Consider the following 23,177-nt stretch of genomic DNA (forward strand, 5'->3'; position numbering starts at 1 on the left):
GTCGGTTCCCTGTGTGTCACTGAGGGAGGATGAATAATGCCAAACCGTTTAGAAATGAAAAATATGACAAAAAAGTATGGAAGTTTTACAGCGAATGACTCTATTTCTCTAGCGCTAAAAGTAGGTGAGGTTCATGCAGTCGTAGGAGAAAATGGCGCAGGAAAAACCACATTAATGCGCATGCTCTATGGAATGGAATTGCCTACCTCAGGTGAGATTTATATAGATGGAAAGCAAATGAACTTCACAACACCAAATGACGCAATTGAAAATCGGATTGGAATGGTTCACCAACATTTTATGCTGTTTCCTGACTTCACAGCTGCCGAAAATATTGTGATTGGGCATGAACCGAGAAAGGCTGGTTTTTTCAATCGAAAGCAGGCTATTGAGAAAGTACAGCAACTAGTAGACCAATACAAAATTCCAGTTAGACCAACAGCAAAAACAGCTGATTGTTCTGTCGGAGAGCAACAGAGAATGGAAATCCTCAAAGTACTCTATCAAGGGGCGGAAATGATTATTTTAGATGAGCCATCGGCGGTATTAACACCCCATGAGGTAAAGGATTTATTAGGAACTATTCGTCAATTAGCTGATCAAGGTAAAAGCATTATTCTTATTACCCATAAACTTCGTGAAGTGATGGAGGTTGCGGACCATATTACCGTTCTCCGTAATGGAAAGGTCACTGGATCTGTAGCTAGAGATGAGACCTCAGTTGATGAGTTAGCAAAGCTGATGGTTGGTCGTGACCTTCAAGAGTTAACTAGCCGTGCCCAAATAAATGGTGAGGCGATTCTTGAAGTGAAAAATGTAACTGTCCAGGAAAAGGCGAATAAACCGGTTCTAAACCGTATTTCTTTTAAAGTGAATCGTGGCGAAATTGTTGGGATTGCTGGTGTTTCAGGAAATGGACAATCAGAGCTACTTCAAGTAATTTCTGGATTGAGATCAATGAACTCAGGAGCCGTTTTCATTGATGGAAAACAAGTAACAAATCAATCCGTTAAGGCGATTCGTCAAGCGGGATTATCACATATCCCAGAGGATCGTTATTTATGGGGGGCTGCGAAACAGGCAAGTGTTGAAGAGACCGCGATTATGGGGTATCACACAAAGAAGGAGTATCGTTCTTTTTCCTTTTTGCGAAAGAAACCTTTTCGAACCATTTTGAAAAGTTGGATAAATAAATTTGAAATTAAGGCAGGATCAATAGATGAGCAATCCGGTTATTTATCAGGTGGAAACCTTCAAAAGTTAATAGTGGCTAGAGAATTAGGACAAGAAACACCAATCCTGATTGCTGCTGAACCTACTCGTGGTGTTGATATAGGGGCAATGGAAACGATTCATGAAGCTCTTATTGAAAAAAGAAATAAAGGTGAAGCTGTATTACTTATTTCCTCAGAGTTAACCGAAATCATGACACTTTCAGATCGGATTTTAGTGATGTACGAAGGTGAAATTGTTGGGGAATTAGACCGTTACGATGCATCGGAAGAAACAATCAGTGTACTAATGGCAGGGGGGAAGCACAATGAAGGTGCAGAGTAGTTTAGTACGATTGTCTCGTTCGTTGCTACAGCCATTTTTAGCGATTTTTATTGGCCTGTTAACAGGTGCAATAGCTATTAGTATTGTCGGAGAACCTGTTCTTGCGTCATACAAAGAAATGTGGAATGGTGCTTTTGGCAACTTTTATTTTTTCTCTTCCACATTAGCGAGAGCTACGCCAATTATGCTGATCGGTCTTGGAGTGGCACTTGCATTTCGAGCTGGTGTATTTAATTTAGGGTCAGAGGGGCAAATGGTGCTTGGCGCTGTAAGTGCTGCATTAGCTGGTGTCTATCTACCTGGCAGTGGCATCGGCAAAACATTGCTTGTTTTACTAATCGGTATTTTAGCAGGTGGCCTATGGTCTCTTTTTGCAGGCTGGCTGGAAGCGAAATTTAAAGTTCAGCTGCTTATTTCTACATTACTTTTAAATTATATTGCTGTTTTATTTGCAAGTTATCTAGTGTCAGACCCATTTCAAGATAAGTCAGGATCAGCAGCGCTTGCTCAATCTGAAATGCTTGATCAAAGTGTGTGGTTACCTAAGCTATTTCAAGGAATGAGTGTTCACTGGGGCTTTATTATAGCAATCGTTGCAGCAATTATCATGTATATCATATTTAAGACAACCTCGGCTGGCTATGAAGTGAAAATGCTCGGACTTAATCCGTTTTTTGCTTCCTATGGTGGTGTAAATAAGGTAAAGGTTATGCTGACTAGTATGTTTATTAGTGGTGCATTAGCAGGACTTGCAGGAACAGTAGAAGTGCTCGGCTCGCAATATCGCTTTATTGACGGGGGTTTAACAGTACCAGGCTATGCATGGACAGGATTAATGGCAACTCTTCTAGCAAACTCCCATCCGCTTGGAACGGCTATTACATCGATTTTCTTAGCTGCAATTGAAACAGGAGCTATGGGAATGGAACGGAATACACAAGTTCCACTAGAGGTTTCGAGTATTATACAGTCTGTTTTAATTCTATTTATTTCAGCTAAAGTCACTTTTAAATGGTGGAAGCGAAAAAAGAAAGCGGGTGGCTCAAATGGAACTTTTTGACCTCACATTGTTAAACTCGACAATCCGGATGGTTGCGCCGATCTTACTTGCTGCATTAGGTGGAGCCTTGTGTTCCCGTGTTGGGATATTTAATGTTGGTTTGGAAGGATTAATCCTTATTGGTGCCTTTTCCGCGATCGTTGGTAGCCATTTTACTGGCAGTGTATTTATGGCGGTTCTTTTTGCAGCAGGTATGACGCTGGTCTTTGCGATGTTATTTGCATATATGACAATTCAGCTCAAAGCAAATGATATTGTTGTAGGTGTGGCCATTAACTTCTTAGCCCTTGGACTCACTACTTTTGCGCTGCGGACAATTTTTCAGGTAAAGGGTGCCTATTATAACAAAGACATGCAGGGATTGCCTAAGTGGGATATTCCATTTATTGAAGACATACCGGTATTAGGAGCACTTTTCTCTGGACACTCACCACTTGTTTACTTATCATTTTTAGCAGCGATTTTACTATATGTGTTTCTATATCGATCAGTCACTGGTTTTCGAGTTCTTTCAGTGGGGATGAACCCAGTAGCAGCGAAAAGTCTAGGCCTGAAAGTTAAATCTCTACAATACTTAGCAATCGGTCTATGTGGAATCCTATGTGGACTAGCAGGAGCTCAATTATCGTTAGGACAAGTCACGATGTTCACAGAAGGTATGACTGCAGGACGTGGATTTATCGCCCTAGTCGCTACAATGCTAGGACAATCACACCCGATCGGTATCATGGGCTCAAGTCTACTATTTGGCTTCATGGACGCAATCAGTATTCGCCTACAAGGCTACTCCCTACCAACACAATTTACATCCATGCTCCCATACGTCATAACCATCTTCGCCATGTTCCTCTTAAGAGACCGTGGAATGGGATCGCAGGAAGTGAATCAGCAAAGTGGGAGGTAGGAAAAACCGCCCTATGTTTTTCCTCTAGATACAACAACAAAACTAATTAACACAAAGTACTACTGCTAAACGAGGAAAAATCGCCCTTTATTTTTCCCACGAGAGCTATACCAATTTGTAAATTATATACTCCCAGAAAGGAGCATCATCATGAAAAAAGCAGACCGAATCAAACGAATGAAAGTACCAGCCGCTGATCCGAAACTAGCAAAACGTTTACCACAAGGACAAGTATTAACAGAACGGTTTCCGATTTTACATGAAGGAGATGTTCCAAAGTGCGAGTTAGAAAATTGGTCACTTCGACTATTTGGCGCTGTTAATAAGGAAGTAACATTATCATACGATGATTTAATGAAAATGAAGCAGTCATCTGTTAAGTGTGATATTCATTGTGTTACAAGATGGTCGCGTTTTGATAATACATTTACAGGGATTTTGTTTCAGGATTTAATGAAGGAAGTTGGCATTCAACCGAAAGGGAAGTATGTCATGCTTCATGCAGATCATGATTATACGGCTAACCTGGAATTATCTGATTTAGATCGCGAAAACGTTCTGCTTGCACACTCCTTTGAAAATGAACCTTTAACCGATAAACATGGCTGGCCACTAAGAATGGTTGTTCCACATCTTTATTTTTGGAAAAGTGTCAAGTGGATCAGAGGTATTGAATTTATCGATGAAAATCAACCGGGGTTTTGGGAGCAAAATGGTTTCCATATGAATGGGGATCCCTTTAAAGAAGAACGCTTCTCAGGCGAGGATCTTCCAATACCTGAGGATGAATGGGAGAGAAAAGATTATGACTGAGTTGCTACCAAATTTAAAAGTGAACCCAGAAGAATTACCAAAAAGAGTGATCGTATGTGGTGATCCAAAACGTGCACAACAAATTGCGAGCTTACTAGATGGTATGCAACCTCTTGCTAAAAACAGAGAATATGATAGTTATAAAGGAAGCTGGAAAGGCGTAGCTGTGGCTGTTATTAGTCATGGTGTCGGTTCACCAGGTGCTGCTGTATGCTTTGAAGAACTGGCAAAGGGTGGAGTCGAAACGATCATACGAGTTGGAACAGCTGGCTCTTATCAAAAGGACATACAACCAGGTCAATTGGTCATAAGTACAGCGGCCGTAAGAAGAGATGGCTTAACAAGTCAGCTTGTACCTGAGGGATTTCCTGCTCTTGCAAATCGATTAGTGGTTGAAAAATTAGTCGAAGCTGCGGCACTACGGAATCAAAAGGCACATGAAGGAATTACTTTAACACTTGATGTCTTTTATGCTGGGATTGTCCAGTTCCCTCATGATCTATATAAAAGATCTGGTGTACTTGCAGTGGAAATGGAGAATGCTGCTTTATTTACAATTGGTGCGATTCGGGGCGTGAAAACAGGCGCAATTCTAGCAATTGATGGTTATGCCGACGCAGATCTAAGAAATGATTACAATCCTCATACGGATTTAGTTGCTAAGGCTATCGAACAGGAAGCCCTGATAGCTTTAGACTCTATCATTTTATAAATAAATATATTTTAGAGGAGTGGGAGAAAAAGGTCTCTTACTCTTCTTTTTATCATAGGCATAAGAATTCATAAGTACGATATGATAAAGTAAAAGATAGTGAGTGAATGGATATGAATTAGGAGGGGAATATGAAAAAGTTTTTTAAACATCCTTTTAAGGTTTCGATCATTTCTTTAGTTGCTACAATTGTCACTGTTGTTTTACTCATTACATTGCTGCAGTTTTCTAGCAACGATTCTAGTGTTTTTCGCAGCTTTGCCAGAGTCTTTATTGCAATTGCCTTACCATTCTTAATCGTTAATCCTCTACTTGGATTTATTTCTTCTTTTTTTATAAAAGGGAAGAAAAAGTTTATCTATATCCTCTTACATCTCGCTTGCGTTTGTACAATATCGTTAGTTGCCTTAGTGAGTTTCATGTTTAGGTACTTTGTTCCTTTTGCCCCTTAATAAGTCCAATTTCTTTTGTTAACGCTTTATTTCTATTATACTAACTATTGTGAAAATGAATGTAATAATAGACTTACATAACAGGGATGGTGGAATGAATGAATTATCGTAGATTAGGTAATACAGAGTTAAAGATTAGTGAACTAAGCTTTGGAACGTGGGCAATTGGTGGATCTTGGGGTAAATCAGATGACCAAGAAGCGTTAAAAGGGTTAGAGCAGGCAATGGATGCTGGAGTTAACTTCTTTGATACGGCTGACGTCTATGGTGATGGTCATAGTGAAGAATTACTAGCGAAGGCAACAAAGGGAAAAGAAGATAAGATCCATATTGCAACAAAATTCTGTCGCGCAGGGGATATTACGGATCCTGAAAACTATTCTGAAAAAGCGGTTACTGATTTTTGTGAAGCGAGTTTAAAGCGCCTTCAACGTGAAACAATAGACCTTTATCAAATTCATTGTCCACCTATGGAAATTTTAAAAGATGGCCGAGTATTTGAAGTGTTGGATAAACTACAAAAACAGGGTAAAATCCGTCACTATGGTGTAAGTGTAGAAACGATTGAAGAAGGGTTGTTCTGTATTGAACAGACGAATGTTAAAGCTTTACAAGTCATCTTTAATATATTCCGTCAAAAGGCGGTTACTGAATTACTTCCACAAGCAAAGGCAGAAGGTGTTGGAATATTAGCACGTGTCCCATTAGCGAGTGGATTATTAACAGGGAAATTCACTAAGCAAGCTCAATTTGAGGCAGATGACCACCGCCATTTTAACAAAGATGGTGAGCATTTCAATGTAGGTGAAACATTTGCAGGAGTTGAGTTTTCTAAAGGTGTAGAGCTAAGTGAACAATTAAATTGGATTGCTGAAGGTCGTGGAAATATGACAAGAGCAGCACTTCGTTGGATTCTTGATCATGAAGAAATTACAACAGTTATTCCAGGGTTCAAAACAGTGAAACAAATAGAAGATAATATGCAGGCGACTGGTGTTCCTTCATTCAGTCAAGCTGAAATATCTCGATTGACAGACTTTTATAAAGAGGAAATCCATCCGAATATTCGTGGGGTCTATTAAAAGAGGAAAGGAGTTAAAGCTAATGTGCTTTAACTCCTTTTTATTGCCCTTTGCTCACAAATCAATAAAAAGGTGACTACGCAACAGCCACCTTCACTCGTTTTTAGCTTAATTTGTCTCTTTTAACTTTAATGTGGGGCGTTCTTTACGATGTAACACTAATTTATAAAATACTAAAACAACGATCATAAATAGAGCTGTATAGAAATAGAGATCTCCGTAACCAAGCTGTGTTGCGACGATCCCTAAGGCGTATGAGCCAGCAGCTATACCTGTGTCGAATAGGGTGAAAAATGTTGCTGTTGCATGCCCGCTTCGATGGCGATCTGTTGCTTGGATAGCTAGAGTTTGTAGAGATGGGACGATTGTTCCGTAACCAAGCCCAATGAATGCTCCTGACAATAGAAGCATGAAGGTTGAATGAGTAACACTTAATAACAGCAATCCGATAAAAAATAACACAAGGGCTGGATAAATCACGATATGTGGACCCTTTGTATCAAATAACCGACCACTGAAAGGACGAGCTACCAACATCACAACAGCAAAGACGACGAAGAAAAAGCTTGCTGCATCTAATAAATTTAGTTCTTTTGCATAAATGGATAGAAAGGAAAGAACACTTGAATAAGCAAAAGCAACTAGGCTACCGATAAAGGCAATTGGTAGCGCCTTTTTATCAATTAAATCAGAGAACTGTATTCGTTTTTTCTCCTGGGAAGCCGAAGAATGTACCTCATCAATTTGACTTGTAGCTGTAAAAATGACTCCAGCTGTAATTAACAAAGCTAATACAAGAAAGAGGATTGAAAATGATGCTACTTGGATAAGTGTAAGTGCGACTAATGGTCCAAAGACAACGGCAAGGTTTGTGGACATCACAAAATAGCCAAGGCCTTCACCACGCCTTTTGATTGGAACAAGGTCTGCAGCAATTGAGCCAGTAGCAGTTGTCGCAATACTGAACCAAATGCCTTGAAAGAATCGTAACGCCAATAGGAGAGCGTATTGATCAATCCATAGATACAAAAATGAGCATATCGTAAAAAGAATGAGACTAATCATCAGCATTCTTTTTTTACCGAAGTCTTCTAAGAGTTTTCCTGAAAAGGGGCGTACAACAATCGCAGATAGTAAGAAGATTGTAACGATTAACCCTGCATCAACCTCTGAACGATTAAGTTCATCTATTACATAAATTGGTAAAGATGTAAGTAGGCCATAAAAGGCAACAAAAATAAAAAAGTTGCTTAATGAAATACTAATAAAGTTTTTACTCCAAATCGGTTGTTTGTCTTCAATCATTAAGTTTATTCCCCCTTTGTAGTAGACGTACCAAGTTTGTTTAGTATATTAAAAAAGAAATCAAGTTCTTCATCAGATAAACCATTAACCATAGTATCTTCGAAGCCTTTGACCTCTTTTTCAACCATTGGTAGGTTCTCTATTGCTTTTTCTGTCAGTGAAACAACCCGTTCGCGACGGTCATTCCCTTGTGTCCTTATTACCCAACCGCTTTCCTCAAGCTTGACGAGTGTTCTTGTAACAGTTGGTGCCTCAACGACTAAATAGCGCCAAATATCACTTTGGATCATTGGTCCATGAATCTTAAGACAATAAAGAATCGCAAATTGTGAGCTATATAATTCATGTTTTTGTAATTGCTCATTGAGTTCCTTGGTCATCAAGCGTGTTTTTTGGTAGAGTAAATGGAATATTTTGTTTGTATTCTTCATAGCATTCACCTCAAATTAGGAATAAACAGTTAGATAATTACTTACCTAGGTAAATAAGTACCTTTCTAATGATAACAGAAATGAAGTATTTGTAAAGAATGTGCGATTACACTAAGCTTATTATGATAATAAAAAATAATTAATTCCCACCAGAAACTGCTAAAATTAGCTAGATAGGATTGGGGAAAGTAAACAAGAAAAAGGAGACAAGATGAACAGCATAACGAGATCTTACTTTGAAAACCTGGAAGCAAAAGACAAAACTCTTCAATTAGAAGCATTTCACAACATAATTACTGCTACAAAGGAAGAAGTAGATTGGTCTTATGAAGTGTGGGATCAATTAAAAGCATGGCTAACAGATCCAGATAACCACCGAAGAGCTAGAGCCGCTCAGTTTCTCGCAAGCTTAGCAATCAGTGATCCTGAAAAGCGGATGGTACATGATTTTTCAGCGCTTTGGGAAGTAACAAAGGATGCTAAATTTGTTACCGCACGACACAGTTTACAGTCTATTTGGAAAGTGGGTTTAGCTGGACCGGAACAAAAGGAGATGGTAATTAATCATATTGTTGACCGCTTTCGAAACGGAGAAAATGAGAAACATTATACGTTGATTCGTTATGATATGATTCAAGGTTTAAAAAATTTATATGACGAAGTTAAGGATGAACAAATTAGGAATATTGCGATTGAATTAATTGACTCTGAGGAAGATAGTAACTATCGAAAAAAGTATATGTCCGTCTGGAAATAAGTGAGATCATCTATTGTATTTCTTTGATAGAAAGCACTAAAAGGCGCTATCCTTTAAGGAATTAGCGCCTTTTTAAGATGCAATTGTTTTCACATTTGGATTTAGTCGTAGTATTTTCATTGTGAGTTAACACCATATTTCTATGTCTACTTACACCATTCCTCTCGGGTCAATGGCCTTAATTACTTCTTCTGTCAGTAATCCTTTTTCTTGGAGTACTTCCTTTAAGGTTTTATTCTCTTCATCTGCTTTCAATCCGATCTGTGAAGCGATATCATAACCCATTTTTGAGCTTAAACCGGTAACCAAAGCTAGGCTTTCTTCCATCAGTTTTTTGCATGTATCCTCGTTTGCTTGAATACCAGTAATACACTTTGTTACAAGGGTTTGAATTGCGTTAGTCAGCAAGTCAATTGCGTGAAGTAAGGTATGAGCAATGACGGGCATCATCACATTGATTTCTAATTGACCTGCCATTCCTGCTGTTGCAACGGCTGTTTCGTAACCGATCACTTGGCAGCAAACCATATGTGTCATTTCTAAAATAGCTGGATTCACTTTCCCAGGCATAATCGTTGATCCAGGCTGAACCGAGGGAAGCGTGATTTCAGCTAATCCTGTTCTGGGGCCAGAACTAAGTAAACGCAAATCGCTAGTGATTTTAATTAGGTGAATCGCAAGCTCCTTTAGTGTGAGCATACAACGGATTGGCTCATGCGTATTCTGCATAAATGTAAAGATGTTTGTAGGCTCACGGAAGGGTAAGTTGGTTCGGTTACACACCTCTTGAATAATCTTTGGTATATAGCTAGCTTGCAAATTCATTTTTGTCCCAATCGCATTTCCCCCTAGTCCGATTTTATATAAGGAATCTAATTTGTCCTCAAGTTGCCGATAAACAGCATGGATCGTTTCAGCAAAACCTGAGAATTCCTGCCCTAAACGAATTGGTATGGCATCATGCAAATGAGTTCGTCCAGACTTTAAAATCGGCATAAATTGATCAGCCTTTTTATGAAGTTCCTGTTGCAATTGTGATAGAGCAGGGAGAAGCCCCTCAATTATCGTTTCAGCAGCTGCAATATTTAATGCTGAAGGGAATGTGTCATTTGTAGATTGTGACATGTTTACATGATCATTTGGATGGACTCGCTGAGAACCAGCCAATAGTTCTGAAGCACGATTGGCAATTACCTCATTGGCATTCATATTCTGTGAAGTACCTGCACCTGCTTGGTACACATCAACTACAAAATGCTCATCCCATTTTCCTTCAATGACCTCTTCGGATGCGGTGATGATTGCATGTCCAATTTCAGGGGGAAGGTTACCTAACTCTACATTTACAGTTGCGGCTGAGGCTTTAATGACCCCTTGTGCTTTAATAAATGATCTTGGCAATCGTATTCCACTTATTTTGAAGTTTTCAATGGCCCGTTGTGTTTGAGAACCATAATAGGCGGATGTTGGGACCATGATATTACCTAAGGGATCATTTTCCATTCGATAGTGTTTGGAAGAATTCATTTTTGTCTCCTTAAAGTTAGTTACATAAAACGTTATTGTTATTGTTTCCATTGTGGATTGGATTAAACACGGTTGGATATGAGTGGATGATCTTTATGAGAGATGACATTCGAAAAGGACAGAGGGAGTAAAAGTAAAATAGACTGACAACAAAATGACATGTCAGTCTACCCTTGCTTAAGAATATAGATTTTTAACAGCCATTAGTCTGTCTTTATGTTCCTTCTCTAGTTCACTTAATGACAATTCATACAGTTGCTTCTCAGATGATTTAAAGATGCCATGTTGCAATAATTCGTTTATAAGTATGTTTTTCTTCGTTTCGATAAGTTTACGTAGGTGAGTAGACAAAACTAAATCACTCCTAACAGAAAATGATAATCATTATCATTTAGATTATAAATGATAATCCGTTCTTTGTAAACCATAAGGATGTATCTACTGTTTATTTAGAAAGTTAGTACTGTGTACAGAAAAAACAACAACCTTTGTGAGTACAGCCTTAGTTAAAAAGAGGTTGACCCAAAAGAGTCAACCTCTAACCAAAACAAGAGCAATTTACTAGATTTTCACAGCATCGCCCTTTACTTCCCACGATTTTTTCCAAGAGAAGCTTGCGACTAATAAAAGAACAAATGCCATTAATGCAATGACAGAAAAGGTGATAAAGCCTGACGCGTATGATCCAGTTACCTCTTTCATAGTCCCTAGGATATTAGGTAAAAAGAAGCCACCTATTCCACCTGCAGCACCAACTATTCCTGTAATCATCCCAATTTCCTTTTGAAAACGTTGTGGTACTAATTGGAATACGGCGCCATTACCCATCCCTAAGCACATCATGCCTACAAAAAGTAAAGCAGTTATCGCAAATAAAGGAGGAAGTTGACTGACGCCAAGCATACAAACGGCTACTCCAATAAATAAAAATGACAAAACCTTAACGCCGCCGACTCGATCGGATATATAGCCACCAACAGGTCGGAAAAAGCTTCCAGCAGCAACACATATTGTTACGAAGTCTCCTGCTTGGACATTTGTTAAACTGTATTCATCAACGAAGAACATGCTGAGAAAGCTTGATAACCCGACAAAGCCTCCAAATGTTACCCCGTAAAGTAAACAGAAAAACCACGTATCCTTAAATGCAAATACCTTGAAGTAATTAGCTAATGGTTGTGGTGCTGGTTGGGATGGTGCATCTTTCGCTAAAACAATAAATATGATGAAAGTAATGAACAAGGGGATAAGTGCGATACCCATTGTTACATGCCATCCGAAGTTTTCTGCTAAACGCGGCCCGAATAATGTGGCAAATAACGTACCGCTGTTTCCTGCACCAGCAATTCCCATTGCTAATCCTTGCAGGTGTGGAGGATACCATCTACTAGCCATCGGTAAGGATACCGCAAAGCTTGCTCCGGCAACTCCTAATAGGATACCGATCATATAAATTTCAGGTAATGTGTTTCCTGCTAATAATCCCCAAAGTAAGGGAATAGTTGTAATACTCATTCCTAATATAGCCGTTTTCTTAGGACCCATTCGATCGGTTAGTACCCCTAAGATAATTCGGAAAACAGACCCCGCTAGTATTGGCACAGCGACAATCATTCCCTTTTGAGAGGGAGACAAACCAAACTCCTGCGTAATGAAAACGCCAAGTGCTCCAAGTATAACCCAAATCATAAAGCTTACATCAAAATATAAGAAAGACGAAAAGAGGGTTTTAGGATGACCCGAGGTTTTTAGTTCTGATAATTTCATGTTAATAACTCCTTCCAAAAGTAAATTGATTAAATTTTCGAATTTTTATCATGTCGTCATTATAAGCGGATTATTCTTAACAAGAAAAGTCACTTGTTAGGAAATATAACGTGGAAATATCTTCATCAATGAAAAAAACAACTGAAGGACAATGATTAAAGTGAAATCAGTTTCACAAAGAATAACATGACTTAAACCAGTGGAATTCTGATTTAAACTGAAATTTCATGTTAGAAAATATAACATCAATTACCTTTTAAAAGAGAATATATGAAATAATACAACTATTGAAAACACGCACTTATAAAGGATTGTTGTTAACTCTATAACGATTTATCTCTTTTTTATGGAAAGTAAAATTTTTTATAGGAATAGTTGAACGTTGATCAGTTAAAAAAGTGCTAGAACTATATACGAAAACGATAATGAATGTAGAAAATAATTTGGAGAAATACAAGACCATTAATGCTGGAGGGTTTAATGTGAAGCGAAAATTGGTGGTAATCGGTAACGGAATGGCGGGTGTCCGCTGTGTTGAGGAAATTTTAAAACAAAATTCTCAAGTTTTTAAGATTACAATAATTGGGAGTGAATCGCACCTAAATTATAATCGAATTTTATTATCTTCTATATTACAAGGTGAGGCATCCCTTCAAGACATCACAATTAATTCGCAAGAATGGTATCAAGAAAATGAGGTAAAGCTCTTATCTGGTGAGACTGCTAGTAAGATTGATACAGCTAAGCGAGAGGTTTTAACAGATAAAGGTCGTTCGATCTCCTATGACAAATTGATTATAGCAACAGGTTCAACTCCGTTTGTCTTGCCTATTCCAGGAATTGATAAGCATGGAGTTGTCACATTCCGAACGATTGAAGATTGTCAGAACATCATGGAAGCTTCATTACAGTACAAAAAGGCAGTTGTAATTGGTGGAGGTGTACTAGGGTTAGAGGCAGCAAGAGGTTTACTAAATTTAGGTTTAGAAGTTAGTGTTGTCCACAATACAGATTATTTGATGCAACGGCAGCTTGATTCTATTGCATCAAGCTTGCTTCAAAAGGAGCTGGAACAACAAGGGCTTGAGTTCCATTTAGGTAAAGTGACCAAGGAAATTGCTGGAGATAACAGAGTGGAAAAACTGCATTTCACGGATGATACATCAATAGAGGCGGATTTAGTTGTGATGGCAGTAGGTGTCATCCCTAATAGTAAGCTTGCAAAGGAAAGTGGCATTCAGATCAATCGTGGAATCGTCGTTAATGACTTTTTACAAACGAATATTGAGGATGTTTATGCTGTTGGTGAATGTGTTGAACATAATGAGATTGTTTATGGACTAGTCAAACCTTTATATGAACAAGGGCAAATTTTAGCTAAACATATATGTGGGTTGACTGGTGAGGGATATAAAGGATCTGTGTTATCAACCAGTTTGAAAGTTCCGGGCGTCGATCTCTTTTCAATTGGAGATTTTACAGAGGACAATTCGACTAAAACGTTAACGATGTTTAATGAACTAGATACGATTTATAAAAAAATGATTTTTCGCGGAGATATCATCGTTGGGGCCGTTCTATATGGGGATACAAAGGACCAGGCAAAACTAATCGATATGATCAGCAAAAGGAAGCATATTAGTGATGACGAAAAGCGTAGGTTACTGGAATCATCCAATAAGGAAGCCACACTTTTTAAAGGGATGAAGCAAAGTGAGATCATTTGTAATTGTAATGGTGTATCGAAGGGAACTATTGTTGAGGCTGTTCAGCGGGAGAGCTTAACAACGGTTGATCAAGTGAAGAGATGCACGAAGGCAACTGGTTCTTGTGGTGGGTGTAAATCATTGGTTTCAGATTTACTAAAGTATATTCATAGTGATGAGTGTGATGAATTTATCCAGAATAAGTCCTTTTGTACTTGTACGACGTTAACAGAGGACGAGGTTGTATTGCAGATTCAACAAAATAATGCATCTTCATTGCAGGGCGTTTTTCGTTCACTAAATTGGAAAACGAAAAGTGGTTGTGCCAGTTGTGTCCCAGCTATTACTTATTACTTGGCAATGATTTATCCAGAGAATGAAGGAGCTTATGAAATATATGATCAACTTAAAACTGAGGAAACATTGCTTGAAAATGATGGAACCTATTCTGTCATTCCACAAATGTATGGAGGCAAGACGAGCGCATCAGACTTACAAAGGATTGCAAGTGTTGTTGAAAAATATCAAATAAGAGATGTTGGGATCACTTCTGAACAGAGAATTCAGTTAAAAGGGATCAAAAAGGATTATCTTCATGCTGTTTGCTCAGAGTTGAAATTGCGCTTAATTCCAGTTAAGCAGAATACTGTTCGCCATCTCAATACCTATTTTGGACATCAACATTGTCGGTGTAATCAGGAGTTTTCTTTGCAATTAGCGATTGAATTAGAAAAGGAGTTGGACCAAGTCCTTACACCACATAAAGTTGTTTTGGGTGTAGCTGCCTGTAAGCATGGGGAAGTAAATATGCTGACGATGGATATTGGTGTTATCGGAACAAACAGAGGTTGGGAAGTGTATGTTGGAGGAAGTGTTAACCCGATTTTCCAAGAAGGGGAGTTGTTAACTGTGACAAATACAAGCGATGAAGTGAAACAACTTATCTGTGGGTTCATTCAATATTACAGAGAAACAGCCAATTTTCTAGAACAAGTTTGTGATTGGACGAGGAGAGTCGGGATTATTCATATTAGAGAAGTTTTATTTGAAGATTCATTACGTGAACAGTTGTTAGAACGACTAGAGATAGAGTTGCTTCCTAATACAGAGAAATCTTTATAGAACGTAAACTAGTATAAAATTTTGAACTTAGTGTCTAGCATTAGACGCCATCGGCTCGAGGGGAAAAACGAAACACCCTTTTCTTAGGTCATAAACCAATTCGTCTAGAAGGTTAAAGAGCAACCAACAGCGGTCTTGTCTTATGCTTGTCGTCGATAGGTGGTTGCCTAGCGCTTTTCTTATTGTCAGATTACTAGAATAAAGGATGATGTGCCTTGACTGATCTACTATTGAAATATTTCCGGACAAAGCAACAAGAGGTTCAAACAGAAAAGGTTTATGATACGCAATGTCCATTTTGTAGTATGCAATGTAAAATGCAATTAATTGAACAATCAATCGTATCAAGAAAAAAGTATACAACTGTAGGGAAGGATAATCCGACATCAGAAGGTAGATTATGTATTAAAGGAATGAATGCTCACCAGCATGCCTTCCATCAAGATCGGATTAAATTCCCTTTACTAAAAGTGAATGGAGAATTTGTGAGAATCTCCTGGCAAGAGGCTTTGGAGCATATTAAAGAAAAGTTCACTAGAATACAAGGAGAAGATGGGCAAAATGCATTATCTGTATATGGTAGTGCATCGATCACGAATGAAGAGGCTTACCTACTAGGAAAGTTTGCTCGTGTTGCCTTAAAGACACGCTATATAGATTATAATGGTCGCCTATGTATGTCAGCTGCAGCAACAGCCGCTAATCAGACATTTGGAATGGATCGAGGTTTAACAAATGCATTAACAGAAGTACCATTTACACGAGTGATCATATTGGCTGGGACGAATATTGCAGAGTGCCAACCGACGATTATGCCTTATTTTGAAAAGGCGAAGGAAAACGGAGCATATATCATCGCAATTGATCCCCGGGAAACAGCAACCACACAGATAGCTGATTTACATCTAAAGGTAAAGCCTGGTATGGATGCTGCATTAGCAAATGGACTTCTAAAGGTAATTATCGAAGAAAACTTAGTCGATGAAACATTTGTTCAAGAGCGAGCAACAGGATTTGAGGAAGTAAAGGAATATGTATCCACATTAAATCTAGATGAACTTTCAGAGCTGACTGGGGTTCCAATGGAACAGATTCGAACAGCTGCAATTAAATTTGCAAGTGAGGATTCTGGAATGCTTTTCACAGCAAGAGGTGTTGAACAACAGACAGACGGAACTGTTGCTGTTAGGAACTTGCTGAATATCCTGATTGCAACAGGCAAAATAGGTAAGCCGTATTCTGGGTATGGAGCAATAACAGGTCAAGGCAATGGACAAGGAGCGCGGGAACATGGACAAAAGGCAGATCAGCTGCCAGGTTATCGCCTCATTGAAAACATAGAACATCGTCAATATATCTCCAAAGTTTGGGGAGTAAAGGAGGAAGAGCTACCGGGAAAAGGAGTATCTGCCTTCGAAATGTTTCATAAAATCGATGAAGGTGAAATTACAGGGATGTTCCTTATGTGTTCCAATCCAGTCGTTTCAAATCCCAATGCACATTTTGTAAAATCAGCCTTGAAAAAGTTGAAATTTTTAGTGGCAGTTGATTTGTTTGTTTCTGAAACAGCTGAATTAGCTGATCTTATTTTACCTGCTTCCTCCTATTTAGAAGATGAAGGAACAATGACGAACCTAGAAGGCAGAGTCATCCTAAGAGAAGCGAGTCGACCTTGTCCTGGAGAAGTGAAGCATGATTGGCAAATTATTTGTGAGATTGCTAAAGTGCTAGGTAAAGAGGCGTTTTTCCCATACCAAAATGCAGAAGAGATTTTTAACGAGTTAAGAGTCGCTAGTCGTGGAGGTATTGCTGACTATAATGGGATAACCTATGAACGAATACGAAAAGAAGAGGGAATTCTTTGGCCGTGCCCAGAAGAGGATCACGGGGGAACAACACGCTTATTTGAACATACCTTCGCACATCCTGATGGGAAAGCAAAAATGATCGCTGTAAAGAATATACCTTTGATACCAAAGGAAAAACCTAATAGTGAATTCCCGTTATATTTAACAACAGGTAGAGTTATGTCTCATTACCTGACAGGTGTTCAAACGAGAAAGAGTGCAGCACTATCAGCGAGAAATTTTGAATCCTACCTAGAAATTCATCCAGAAACAGCTAAAAAATACGATATCGAAAATAACCGCTTAGTATCAGTCACCTCAAGAAGAGGAACGATTGTTGTAAGAAGTAAATGGTCAGAAAAAATAAGAGAAGATACTGTATTTGTCCCCTTTCACTGGGCAGAAGGTCAAAATGTGAATTTGTTAGTAGGTGAAGAATTAGATCCATTTTGTAAAATGCCAGGATTTAAGGTAAGTGCTGTAAAGGTCACGGCAATATAAACGCTTTGGGGTGCAAACATGCACCTTCTTTTTTGTGTGTTCAGCTTTGTGTTATCCCGAGGTGAATGGGCCGTAAGAGCCTTTAATTATGGCTATTTTGGTTGATAATTCCCACGAATTTTCTGTTAAACCGCTAGCTTACACCTGGAGTGAAGCGTAATTAAAAAGAAATCTATCAAGTTTGCTTTAACATCTATCAACTTTGCAAGGAAATCTATCAACTTTCACAAAAAATCTATCATTTAACAAAAATAGACAAAAGTTGCTAATCACAAACATACTTCTCCCGCAGGAACAAAATATAAAATATCCAGCAACTACTCCTGCTTTGTAGTTGTGAAATAAAACCATGTCAGAAAACCTAACATGAATGTAAAATTTTGAAAATTCACGTGATATAGTAAAAGAAACTTTCTGGGGGAGGAAACTCAAGTGGAAAAAAAGCAACTTGTTCTAATAGGAAACGGTATGGCCGGTGTAAGAGCAATCGAAGAAATTTTAAAAGTATCAACTGACTTATTCGAAATCACTATCTTTGGAAGTGAACCACATCCAAACTACAATAGAATCCTATTATCAAAGGTACTACAGGGAGATACAAACGTAAAAGATATTACATTAAACGACTGGGAATGGTATGAGCAAAATAATATCACGCTTTTTACAGGTGAAACAGTAACCGAAATTAATGCTGATAAGAAGGTTGTTGTATCAGATAAAGGGAGAATCGTCCCTTACGACGATGTGATTATCGCGACTGGATCAGTTCCATTTATTCTTCCGCTTCCAGGTGCTGATAAGCAGGGAGTTACTGCTTTCCGTGATATTAAAGATACGGATATTATGCTTGAGGCTTCTAAGAAGTATAAAAAAGCAGCAGTTATTGGTGGGGGATTACTAGGTTTAGAAGCAGCACGTGGCTTATTAAATTTAGGGATGGATGTTTCTGTTATCCATATCGCTCCAACATTAATGGAACGTCAACTAGACGAAACAGCAGGTCGCCTATTACAAAAGGAACTTGAAAATCAAGGAATGAAGTTCTTATTAGAAGCACAAACAGCTGAAATTTTTGGAACCGATCGTGTTGAGGGACTAAACTTCAAAGACGGGACAACACTTGAAGCGGATTTAGTTGTCATGGCTGTTGGAATTAAGCCGAACATAGGATTAGCAAAGGATAGCGGAATAGCTGTTAACAGAGGGATCGTCGTAAATGACTTTATGCAAACGGATATCCCACATGTTTATTCTGTTGGAGAGTGTGCAGAACATAATGGAATTCCATATGGGCTTGTAGCACCACTATATGAACAGGCAAAGGTATTAGCAAATCGTATTTGTGGGAAAGAGGGAGCGCCATATAAAGGATCTGTCTTATCCACACAATTAAAGGTTTCTGGTGTTGAAGTATTTTCAGCAGGTGATTTTACTGAAGGAGAAGACAAAAAGTCATTAAAGATTTTTGATGAACAGGATGGTATCTATAAAAAAATCGTCCTACAGGGTAATAAGATTGTCGGAGCTGTATTATTTGGAGACAGTCGAGAAGGAAATCGACTATTTTCAATGATTAAAAAAGGTGCCGATATTTCAGACACAGAAAAAATCAGTATCCTACAACCTATTGGGGAAGAAGCTGGCGAGAGCTTAGTTGCTTCAATGAGTGCTGATGAAATAATCTGTGGTTGTAATGGTGTATCTAAAGGAGATATTGTTCAGGCTATTCAAGAAAAAGGTTGTACCTCTGTTGATGCAATCAAAGCTTGTACAAGTGCTTCGCGTTCATGTGGAGGCTGTAAACCATTAGTTGCAGATGTCCTTCAACTTACACTTGGCTCTGAATTTGATGCTTCAGCACAAAAGGAAGCGATTTGTGGATGTACGACTTTATCAAGAGATGAAATCGTTGATGGCATTAAAGAAAAAGGGCTAACACATGTAAAAGAAGTCATGAACGTTCTTGGCTGGGAATCTGAGGAAGGTTGCTCAAAATGTCGTCCCGCTCTTAACTATTATTTAGGAATGGTCAAACCAACTGAGTACGTCGATGAAAGAGAATCTCGTTTCGTCAATGAACGGATGCATGCAAATATCCAAAAGGATGGCACGTATTCAGTCGTACCAAGAATGTACGGTGGTGTAACAAATGCGAAGGATTTACGACGAATTGCTGATGTTGTTGATAAATTTGAGATTCCACTAGTTAAGGTAACTGGGGGACAACGTATTGACTTGTTTGGAGTGAAAAAGGATGATTTGCCAAAAGTATGGCAGGAACTTGATATGCCATCAGGTTATGCGTATGGAAAATCACTTCGAACAGTAAAGACATGTGTTGGAGAACAATTCTGTCGCTTCGGAACACAGGATTCAATGGGTCTTGGTATCGACCTAGAAAAGAAATTTGAAGGATTACAAACTCCTCACAAAGTGAAGATGGCTGTCTCAGCTTGTCCTAGAAGTTGTGCTGAATCTGGCTTCAAAGATATTGGTTTTATTGGTATTGATGGTGGGTGGGAAATTTACGTTGGTGGAAATGGCGGAACTCACGTACGTGGTGGGGATCTGTTATACAAAGTGAAAACAGATCAAGAGGCGATGGAAATTACAGGCGCGTATTTACAATATTACAGAGAAACAGCAAATTATCTAGAACGTACATCTGCTTGGATCGATCGTGTTGGCTTACCTCATGTCCTATCTGTCTTAGATGATAAAAATAAGCGTACTGAATTAAACGCTCGAATGGATGAGACGTTATCAGTCTATAGAGACCCTTGGAAAGAAATTATTGAAAGTAGAAAAACAACGAAAGAACTATTTGAAACAGTAAACCTTTCGTAAGTAGCTACTTTTAACTAGGTATAGACGGAACGAACAGAATATTTCATTAGGGAGGAAGATGGACATGAAGGAAATCACAAGGGTAAAGGTGTATGTTGGCTCGTTTTTAGAGCTACCTGAACGTGTGGGGAAAACAGTTCAAATTGAAAAAGATACGGAAGTTGCCGTTTTTAAACTTTCTGATGGTAAAATAAAAGCAGTAGAAAATAAATGCCCACATAAGGGTGGAGTGTTAAGTGAAGGAATTGTTAGTGGCGATTCTGTATTTTGCCCGATGCATGACTGGAAAATTTGTCTTGAGGATGGGGTTGTACAGGAACCTGACTTTGGTTGTGTAAAAACCTATGAGACGCAGGTTGAAGATGGAGAAGTTTATCTTCTATTATAAGGTTCTTTTCTAAAAGTTTGACTTGAAACGTGTACAATAGTACTTTGTACGGAAACCAACAATCTTTGCGAACAGCCTACTATAAAAGAGCTACATGACTAGTTAAGCAGACTCAAGTAATACGCTAATAGAGCCTAAATATCTACAACAATCATTGCAAAAAGTTTAGGTAATGATTGTTGTAGTTTTATAAAACGTTTTAAAGGTAGTAAATGACAGCTAGATAGATGAGAGTAAGTTAGGGAGGATACAACAATGGAAAAAGGTAAGGTTTATTTAGTTGGAGCAGGTCCTGGGGATAGTGAATTAATTACAGTTAAGGGGCTAGAAGCAATTAAGAAAGCTGATGTTATTTTATATGATCGATTAGTTAACCCTAGACTACTTGAGAATGCTAAAGCAAACTGTGAACTAATCTATTGTGGCAAACTTCCGACTCGTCATTTTATGAGACAAGAAGAGATTAACCAAACATTATTGGAAAAGGCATTGGCAGGTTATACGGTCGTTAGACTAAAGGGTGGTGACCCTAGTGTTTTCGGTAGAGTAGGTGAGGAGGCGGAGGTACTAGCCGATCATCAGGTTGCTTACGAAATGATTCCTGGTATTACTTCTGGCATTGCAGCCCCACTTTACGCAGGGATTCCTGTTACTCATCGCGATTACGCTGGTTCATTTGCGATGGTCACTGCACATGATAAGTCTAAGAATGGTAAACCTGATATTGATTGGGAAGGGCTAGTAAGAGGCGTCCAAACGATCGCCTTTTATATGGGTGTTTCAAATTTAGAGCATATTTGTGAAAATCTGATTATTCACGGAAAATCCCCTGAGACTCCGGTTATTGTCATTCGTTGGGGAACGTGGAGTCGGCAAAAAAGTGTTGTTGGCACTTTATCCTCAATAGGTAAATTGGTCCGCGATGAAAAGATTGAAAATCCTGCGATTACTTTAGTGGGCGATATTGTAGCAACAAGAGATAAAATAAAATGGTTTGAAGAAAAACCGTTATTTGGCCAACAAATTGTTGTTGTTCGTGGACGTGCTGAAGAAGAAAGCATCGCAAATGAATTAATCAGCCAGGGAGCTGACGTTATTGAATTCCCTAAATGGAAAGTAACTGAACGTTATTTAGAAGAAACAATCAGAAAAAAGGTCGCAACCTATCATCGAATGTTGTTTACAACTACCGAAAGCGTCACGTCTTTTTTCAACCTTTTAAAAAAGCATAAAGTGGATTTACGACAACTACAGGCTAAGCTTTATTGTAAGGAGTCTAACGCAATAGTAGCGATTGAAAACAAAGGCCTACTAGCTTTCCCAGCTGAAGAGATGGGGAATGAAGGAAGCTTATTAATAATTGGTGCTAAAGAAAGACAGGAACCAGTGTGGATGCATGATTACAAATACGGTGTTCATGATTATGCAGATGTGTATCAAACGGTAATCGATGATAGATTTACATCTTCGATTAAACGATCAATTGAAGATGCTGCGATTACGTCAATAATTTTTCCAACATGTGAATCAGTTCTCACATATAGGAAGAGTGTAAAACAATATTGTGACGCAATCGACTCATTAGAACAATCCGCTCACATCATTTGCTTGAATAAAGAAGCATGGCAGGTAGCTAAAAACAATGGTTTTAAACAACCACATCTGCTTTATAAGTACAAGGGGTTAATTAACAAATTAGTATTGAATAAAAATGCTAACGTGCCACTTAAAGAAACAACTGTTTAAGAATAGCCTAATTTAGGGGTCCTTTAAAATCAGGAGGGAGACCAAAAATTAGGCTATTTTTGTGCCGTTTATTGGATTCGGTATTAATTTGATATGGGGCTTGGTAGCTAAATCAAGTATTCCTACAATTTTTATCTTGTGCATTCCAAATTCGTATTGCGGAAATCAATATTCAATTTCTTCGTAGTCCTTTGGTTGGTGAGTTGGTTGTTCCAATAGTGACAAGTTGTATTCTGATAAAGCTTCAGATCTTCTTTTGTATATTTTACCTTTATGCTTGTAGTTTGTTCGAGGTTGTTCATAGTCTATTTTGTTCATAACAGCATCTCCTTTGCGTATCTTACTTTTAGTCTAACCATTAACATGAAGAAATACAGCGTTAATTGACTTGTTAAAAATAGACAAAGAACACAGGAAAAAGGATCAGATATTGGTCTGATCCTTAGAGAGGTTATCGATAATTTTAAAAATAAGAAATCATGATTATGTTTAAAAAATAAGAAAGCATAAGTTTTGTACTTGGTTTGGTGTCTTGCTCCAATTACCATCGGCTCGAAAAACTAAAATCTATTTTCCTAAGGCATAAGCCAATCTATCCGGAAGGTTAAAGAGAAGCCTTTAAAGCAGCCTCGTCTTATGCTTTTCGACGGTAG

Annotated in this window: 19 protein-coding genes; 13 read left to right on the plus strand and 6 right to left on the minus strand. The window is 38.4% G+C overall.

The window, feature by feature from the left end; translation table 11 throughout:
• Window positions 1-36 precede the first annotated feature (36 nt).
• The 7 genes from AC6CHR_RS10495 to AC6CHR_RS10525 all read left to right on the plus strand — a co-directional run bounded on the left by AC6CHR_RS10495 (window position 37) and on the right by AC6CHR_RS10525 (window position 6,580).
• The gene (locus tag AC6CHR_RS10495; RefSeq protein WP_498248658.1) at window positions 37-1,557 is read left to right on the plus strand and encodes an ABC transporter ATP-binding protein; all 1,521 of its coding nucleotides are present in this window, start codon (window positions 37-39) and stop codon (window positions 1,555-1,557) included.
• Entirely contained in the window at window positions 1,541-2,617 is a 1,077-nt protein-coding gene (locus AC6CHR_RS10500) for an ABC transporter permease (RefSeq protein ID WP_498248659.1), read from the plus strand. Before AC6CHR_RS10495 ends, AC6CHR_RS10500 begins: the two co-directional genes overlap by 17 nt.
• Window positions 2,604-3,521, plus strand: a complete 918-nt coding sequence (locus tag AC6CHR_RS10505; protein ID WP_498248660.1) for an ABC transporter permease — start codon at window positions 2,604-2,606, stop codon at window positions 3,519-3,521. Before AC6CHR_RS10500 ends, AC6CHR_RS10505 begins: the two co-directional genes overlap by 14 nt.
• Before the next feature lie 150 nt (window positions 3,522-3,671).
• Window positions 3,672-4,334, plus strand: coding sequence for a sulfite oxidase-like oxidoreductase (locus AC6CHR_RS10510; protein WP_498248661.1), 663 nt, complete (start codon window positions 3,672-3,674; stop codon window positions 4,332-4,334).
• A 1-nt stretch (window position 4,335) separates the two neighbouring features.
• Entirely contained in the window at window positions 4,336-5,046 is a 711-nt protein-coding gene (locus tag AC6CHR_RS10515) for a nucleoside phosphorylase (RefSeq protein WP_498248812.1), read from the plus strand.
• Window positions 5,047-5,177: 131 nt separating this feature from the next.
• A complete protein-coding gene (locus AC6CHR_RS10520; protein WP_498248662.1) occupies window positions 5,178-5,498 on the plus strand; it encodes a hypothetical protein in 321 nt (106 codons plus the stop codon).
• 98 nt (window positions 5,499-5,596) lie between these two features.
• On the plus strand, window positions 5,597-6,580 hold the full coding sequence (locus tag AC6CHR_RS10525; protein ID WP_498248664.1) for an aldo/keto reductase: 984 nt from the start codon (window positions 5,597-5,599) through the stop codon (window positions 6,578-6,580).
• A gap of 108 nt (window positions 6,581-6,688) precedes the next feature.
• On the opposite strand, the gene AC6CHR_RS10530 is transcribed toward AC6CHR_RS10525, so the two are convergent.
• The gene (locus AC6CHR_RS10530; protein ID WP_498248665.1) at window positions 6,689-7,885 is read right to left on the minus strand and encodes an MFS transporter; all 1,197 of its coding nucleotides are present in this window, start codon (window positions 7,883-7,885) and stop codon (window positions 6,689-6,691) included.
• A 5-nt stretch (window positions 7,886-7,890) separates the two neighbouring features.
• Complete coding sequence (locus AC6CHR_RS10535; RefSeq protein ID WP_498248667.1) at window positions 7,891-8,316, minus strand: MarR family winged helix-turn-helix transcriptional regulator; 426 nt, start codon at window positions 8,314-8,316, stop codon at window positions 7,891-7,893.
• A 211-nt stretch (window positions 8,317-8,527) separates the two neighbouring features.
• Between AC6CHR_RS10535 and AC6CHR_RS10540 the strand changes: the two genes are divergently transcribed.
• Window positions 8,528-9,073 carry a hypothetical protein gene (locus AC6CHR_RS10540; protein ID WP_498248668.1) on the plus strand — a complete coding sequence of 182 codons (546 nt, stop codon included), beginning with the start codon at window positions 8,528-8,530 and terminating at the stop codon, window positions 9,071-9,073.
• A 150-nt stretch (window positions 9,074-9,223) separates the two neighbouring features.
• Here AC6CHR_RS10540 and AC6CHR_RS10545 read toward each other — a convergent pair whose 3' ends face one another.
• The 3 genes from AC6CHR_RS10545 to AC6CHR_RS10555 form a co-directional block, all read right to left on the minus strand.
• Complete coding sequence (locus AC6CHR_RS10545; protein WP_498248669.1) at window positions 9,224-10,600, minus strand: class II fumarate hydratase; 1,377 nt, start codon at window positions 10,598-10,600, stop codon at window positions 9,224-9,226.
• A gap of 177 nt (window positions 10,601-10,777) precedes the next feature.
• Window positions 10,778-10,951, minus strand: a complete 174-nt coding sequence (locus AC6CHR_RS10550; protein WP_498248670.1) for a Fur-regulated basic protein FbpA — start codon at window positions 10,949-10,951, stop codon at window positions 10,778-10,780.
• 210 nt (window positions 10,952-11,161) lie between these two features.
• The gene (locus AC6CHR_RS10555) at window positions 11,162-12,367 is read right to left on the minus strand and encodes a NarK family nitrate/nitrite MFS transporter (protein ID WP_498248671.1); all 1,206 of its coding nucleotides are present in this window, start codon (window positions 12,365-12,367) and stop codon (window positions 11,162-11,164) included.
• A gap of 398 nt (window positions 12,368-12,765) precedes the next feature.
• Between AC6CHR_RS10555 and nirB (AC6CHR_RS10560) the strand changes: the two genes are divergently transcribed.
• The 5 genes from nirB (AC6CHR_RS10560) (at window position 12,766) to cobA (ending at window position 22,524) form a co-directional block, all read left to right on the plus strand.
• Window positions 12,766-15,195: a nitrite reductase large subunit NirB gene (gene nirB / locus AC6CHR_RS10560; RefSeq protein WP_498248672.1), complete on the plus strand. Its 2,430-nt coding sequence runs from the start codon at window positions 12,766-12,768 to the stop codon at window positions 15,193-15,195.
• Window positions 15,196-15,410: 215 nt separating this feature from the next.
• Window positions 15,411-17,543, plus strand: coding sequence for an assimilatory nitrate reductase catalytic subunit NasC (gene nasC / locus AC6CHR_RS10565; protein WP_498248673.1), 2,133 nt, complete (start codon window positions 15,411-15,413; stop codon window positions 17,541-17,543).
• Between the two features lie 432 nt (window positions 17,544-17,975).
• Window positions 17,976-20,390 (plus strand): nitrite reductase large subunit NirB, encoded by a 2,415-nt coding sequence (gene nirB / locus AC6CHR_RS10570; RefSeq protein ID WP_498248674.1) that lies wholly within the window; start codon window positions 17,976-17,978, stop codon window positions 20,388-20,390.
• 58 nt (window positions 20,391-20,448) lie between these two features.
• Window positions 20,449-20,778, plus strand: a complete 330-nt coding sequence (gene nirD, locus AC6CHR_RS10575) for a nitrite reductase small subunit NirD (RefSeq protein WP_498248676.1) — start codon at window positions 20,449-20,451, stop codon at window positions 20,776-20,778.
• Window positions 20,779-21,033: 255 nt separating this feature from the next.
• The gene (gene cobA / locus AC6CHR_RS10580) at window positions 21,034-22,524 is read left to right on the plus strand and encodes a uroporphyrinogen-III C-methyltransferase (RefSeq protein ID WP_498248677.1); all 1,491 of its coding nucleotides are present in this window, start codon (window positions 21,034-21,036) and stop codon (window positions 22,522-22,524) included.
• Between the two features lie 165 nt (window positions 22,525-22,689).
• Here cobA and AC6CHR_RS10585 read toward each other — a convergent pair whose 3' ends face one another.
• A complete protein-coding gene (locus AC6CHR_RS10585) occupies window positions 22,690-22,842 on the minus strand; it encodes a hypothetical protein (protein ID WP_498248679.1) in 153 nt (50 codons plus the stop codon).
• Between the last annotated feature and the right edge of the window lie 335 nt (window positions 22,843-23,177).

Source organism: Metabacillus sp. GQ13, assembly GCF_059758525.1.

Excerpts from the sequence above, each read along its gene's own strand:
- AC6CHR_RS10525 (WP_498248664.1), top strand. The coding sequence starts at position 5,597 with ATGAATTATCGTAGATTAGGTAATACAGAGTTAAAGATTAGTGAACTA.
- AC6CHR_RS10530 (WP_498248665.1), bottom strand. The coding sequence starts at position 7,885 with ATGATTGAAGACAAACAACCGATTTGGAGTAAAAACTTTATTAGTATT.
- AC6CHR_RS10545 (WP_498248669.1), bottom strand. The coding sequence starts at position 10,600 with ATGAATTCTTCCAAACACTATCGAATGGAAAATGATCCCTTAGGTAAT.
- AC6CHR_RS10585 (WP_498248679.1), bottom strand. The coding sequence starts at position 22,842 with ATGAACAAAATAGACTATGAACAACCTCGAACAAACTACAAGCATAAA.
- AC6CHR_RS10500 (WP_498248659.1), top strand. The coding sequence starts at position 1,541 with ATGAAGGTGCAGAGTAGTTTAGTACGATTGTCTCGTTCGTTGCTACAG.
- AC6CHR_RS10505 (WP_498248660.1), top strand. The coding sequence starts at position 2,604 with ATGGAACTTTTTGACCTCACATTGTTAAACTCGACAATCCGGATGGTT.
- AC6CHR_RS10520 (WP_498248662.1), top strand. The coding sequence starts at position 5,178 with ATGAAAAAGTTTTTTAAACATCCTTTTAAGGTTTCGATCATTTCTTTA.
- AC6CHR_RS10555 (WP_498248671.1), bottom strand. The coding sequence starts at position 12,367 with ATGAAATTATCAGAACTAAAAACCTCGGGTCATCCTAAAACCCTCTTT.
- AC6CHR_RS10495 (WP_498248658.1), top strand. The coding sequence starts at position 37 with ATGCCAAACCGTTTAGAAATGAAAAATATGACAAAAAAGTATGGAAGT.
- AC6CHR_RS10540 (WP_498248668.1), top strand. The coding sequence starts at position 8,528 with ATGAACAGCATAACGAGATCTTACTTTGAAAACCTGGAAGCAAAAGAC.
- AC6CHR_RS10535 (WP_498248667.1), bottom strand. The coding sequence starts at position 8,316 with ATGAAGAATACAAACAAAATATTCCATTTACTCTACCAAAAAACACGC.
- cobA (WP_498248677.1), top strand. The coding sequence starts at position 21,034 with ATGGAAAAAGGTAAGGTTTATTTAGTTGGAGCAGGTCCTGGGGATAGT.
- AC6CHR_RS10510 (WP_498248661.1), top strand. The coding sequence starts at position 3,672 with ATGAAAAAAGCAGACCGAATCAAACGAATGAAAGTACCAGCCGCTGAT.
- nirD (WP_498248676.1), top strand. The coding sequence starts at position 20,449 with ATGGACATGAAGGAAATCACAAGGGTAAAGGTGTATGTTGGCTCGTTT.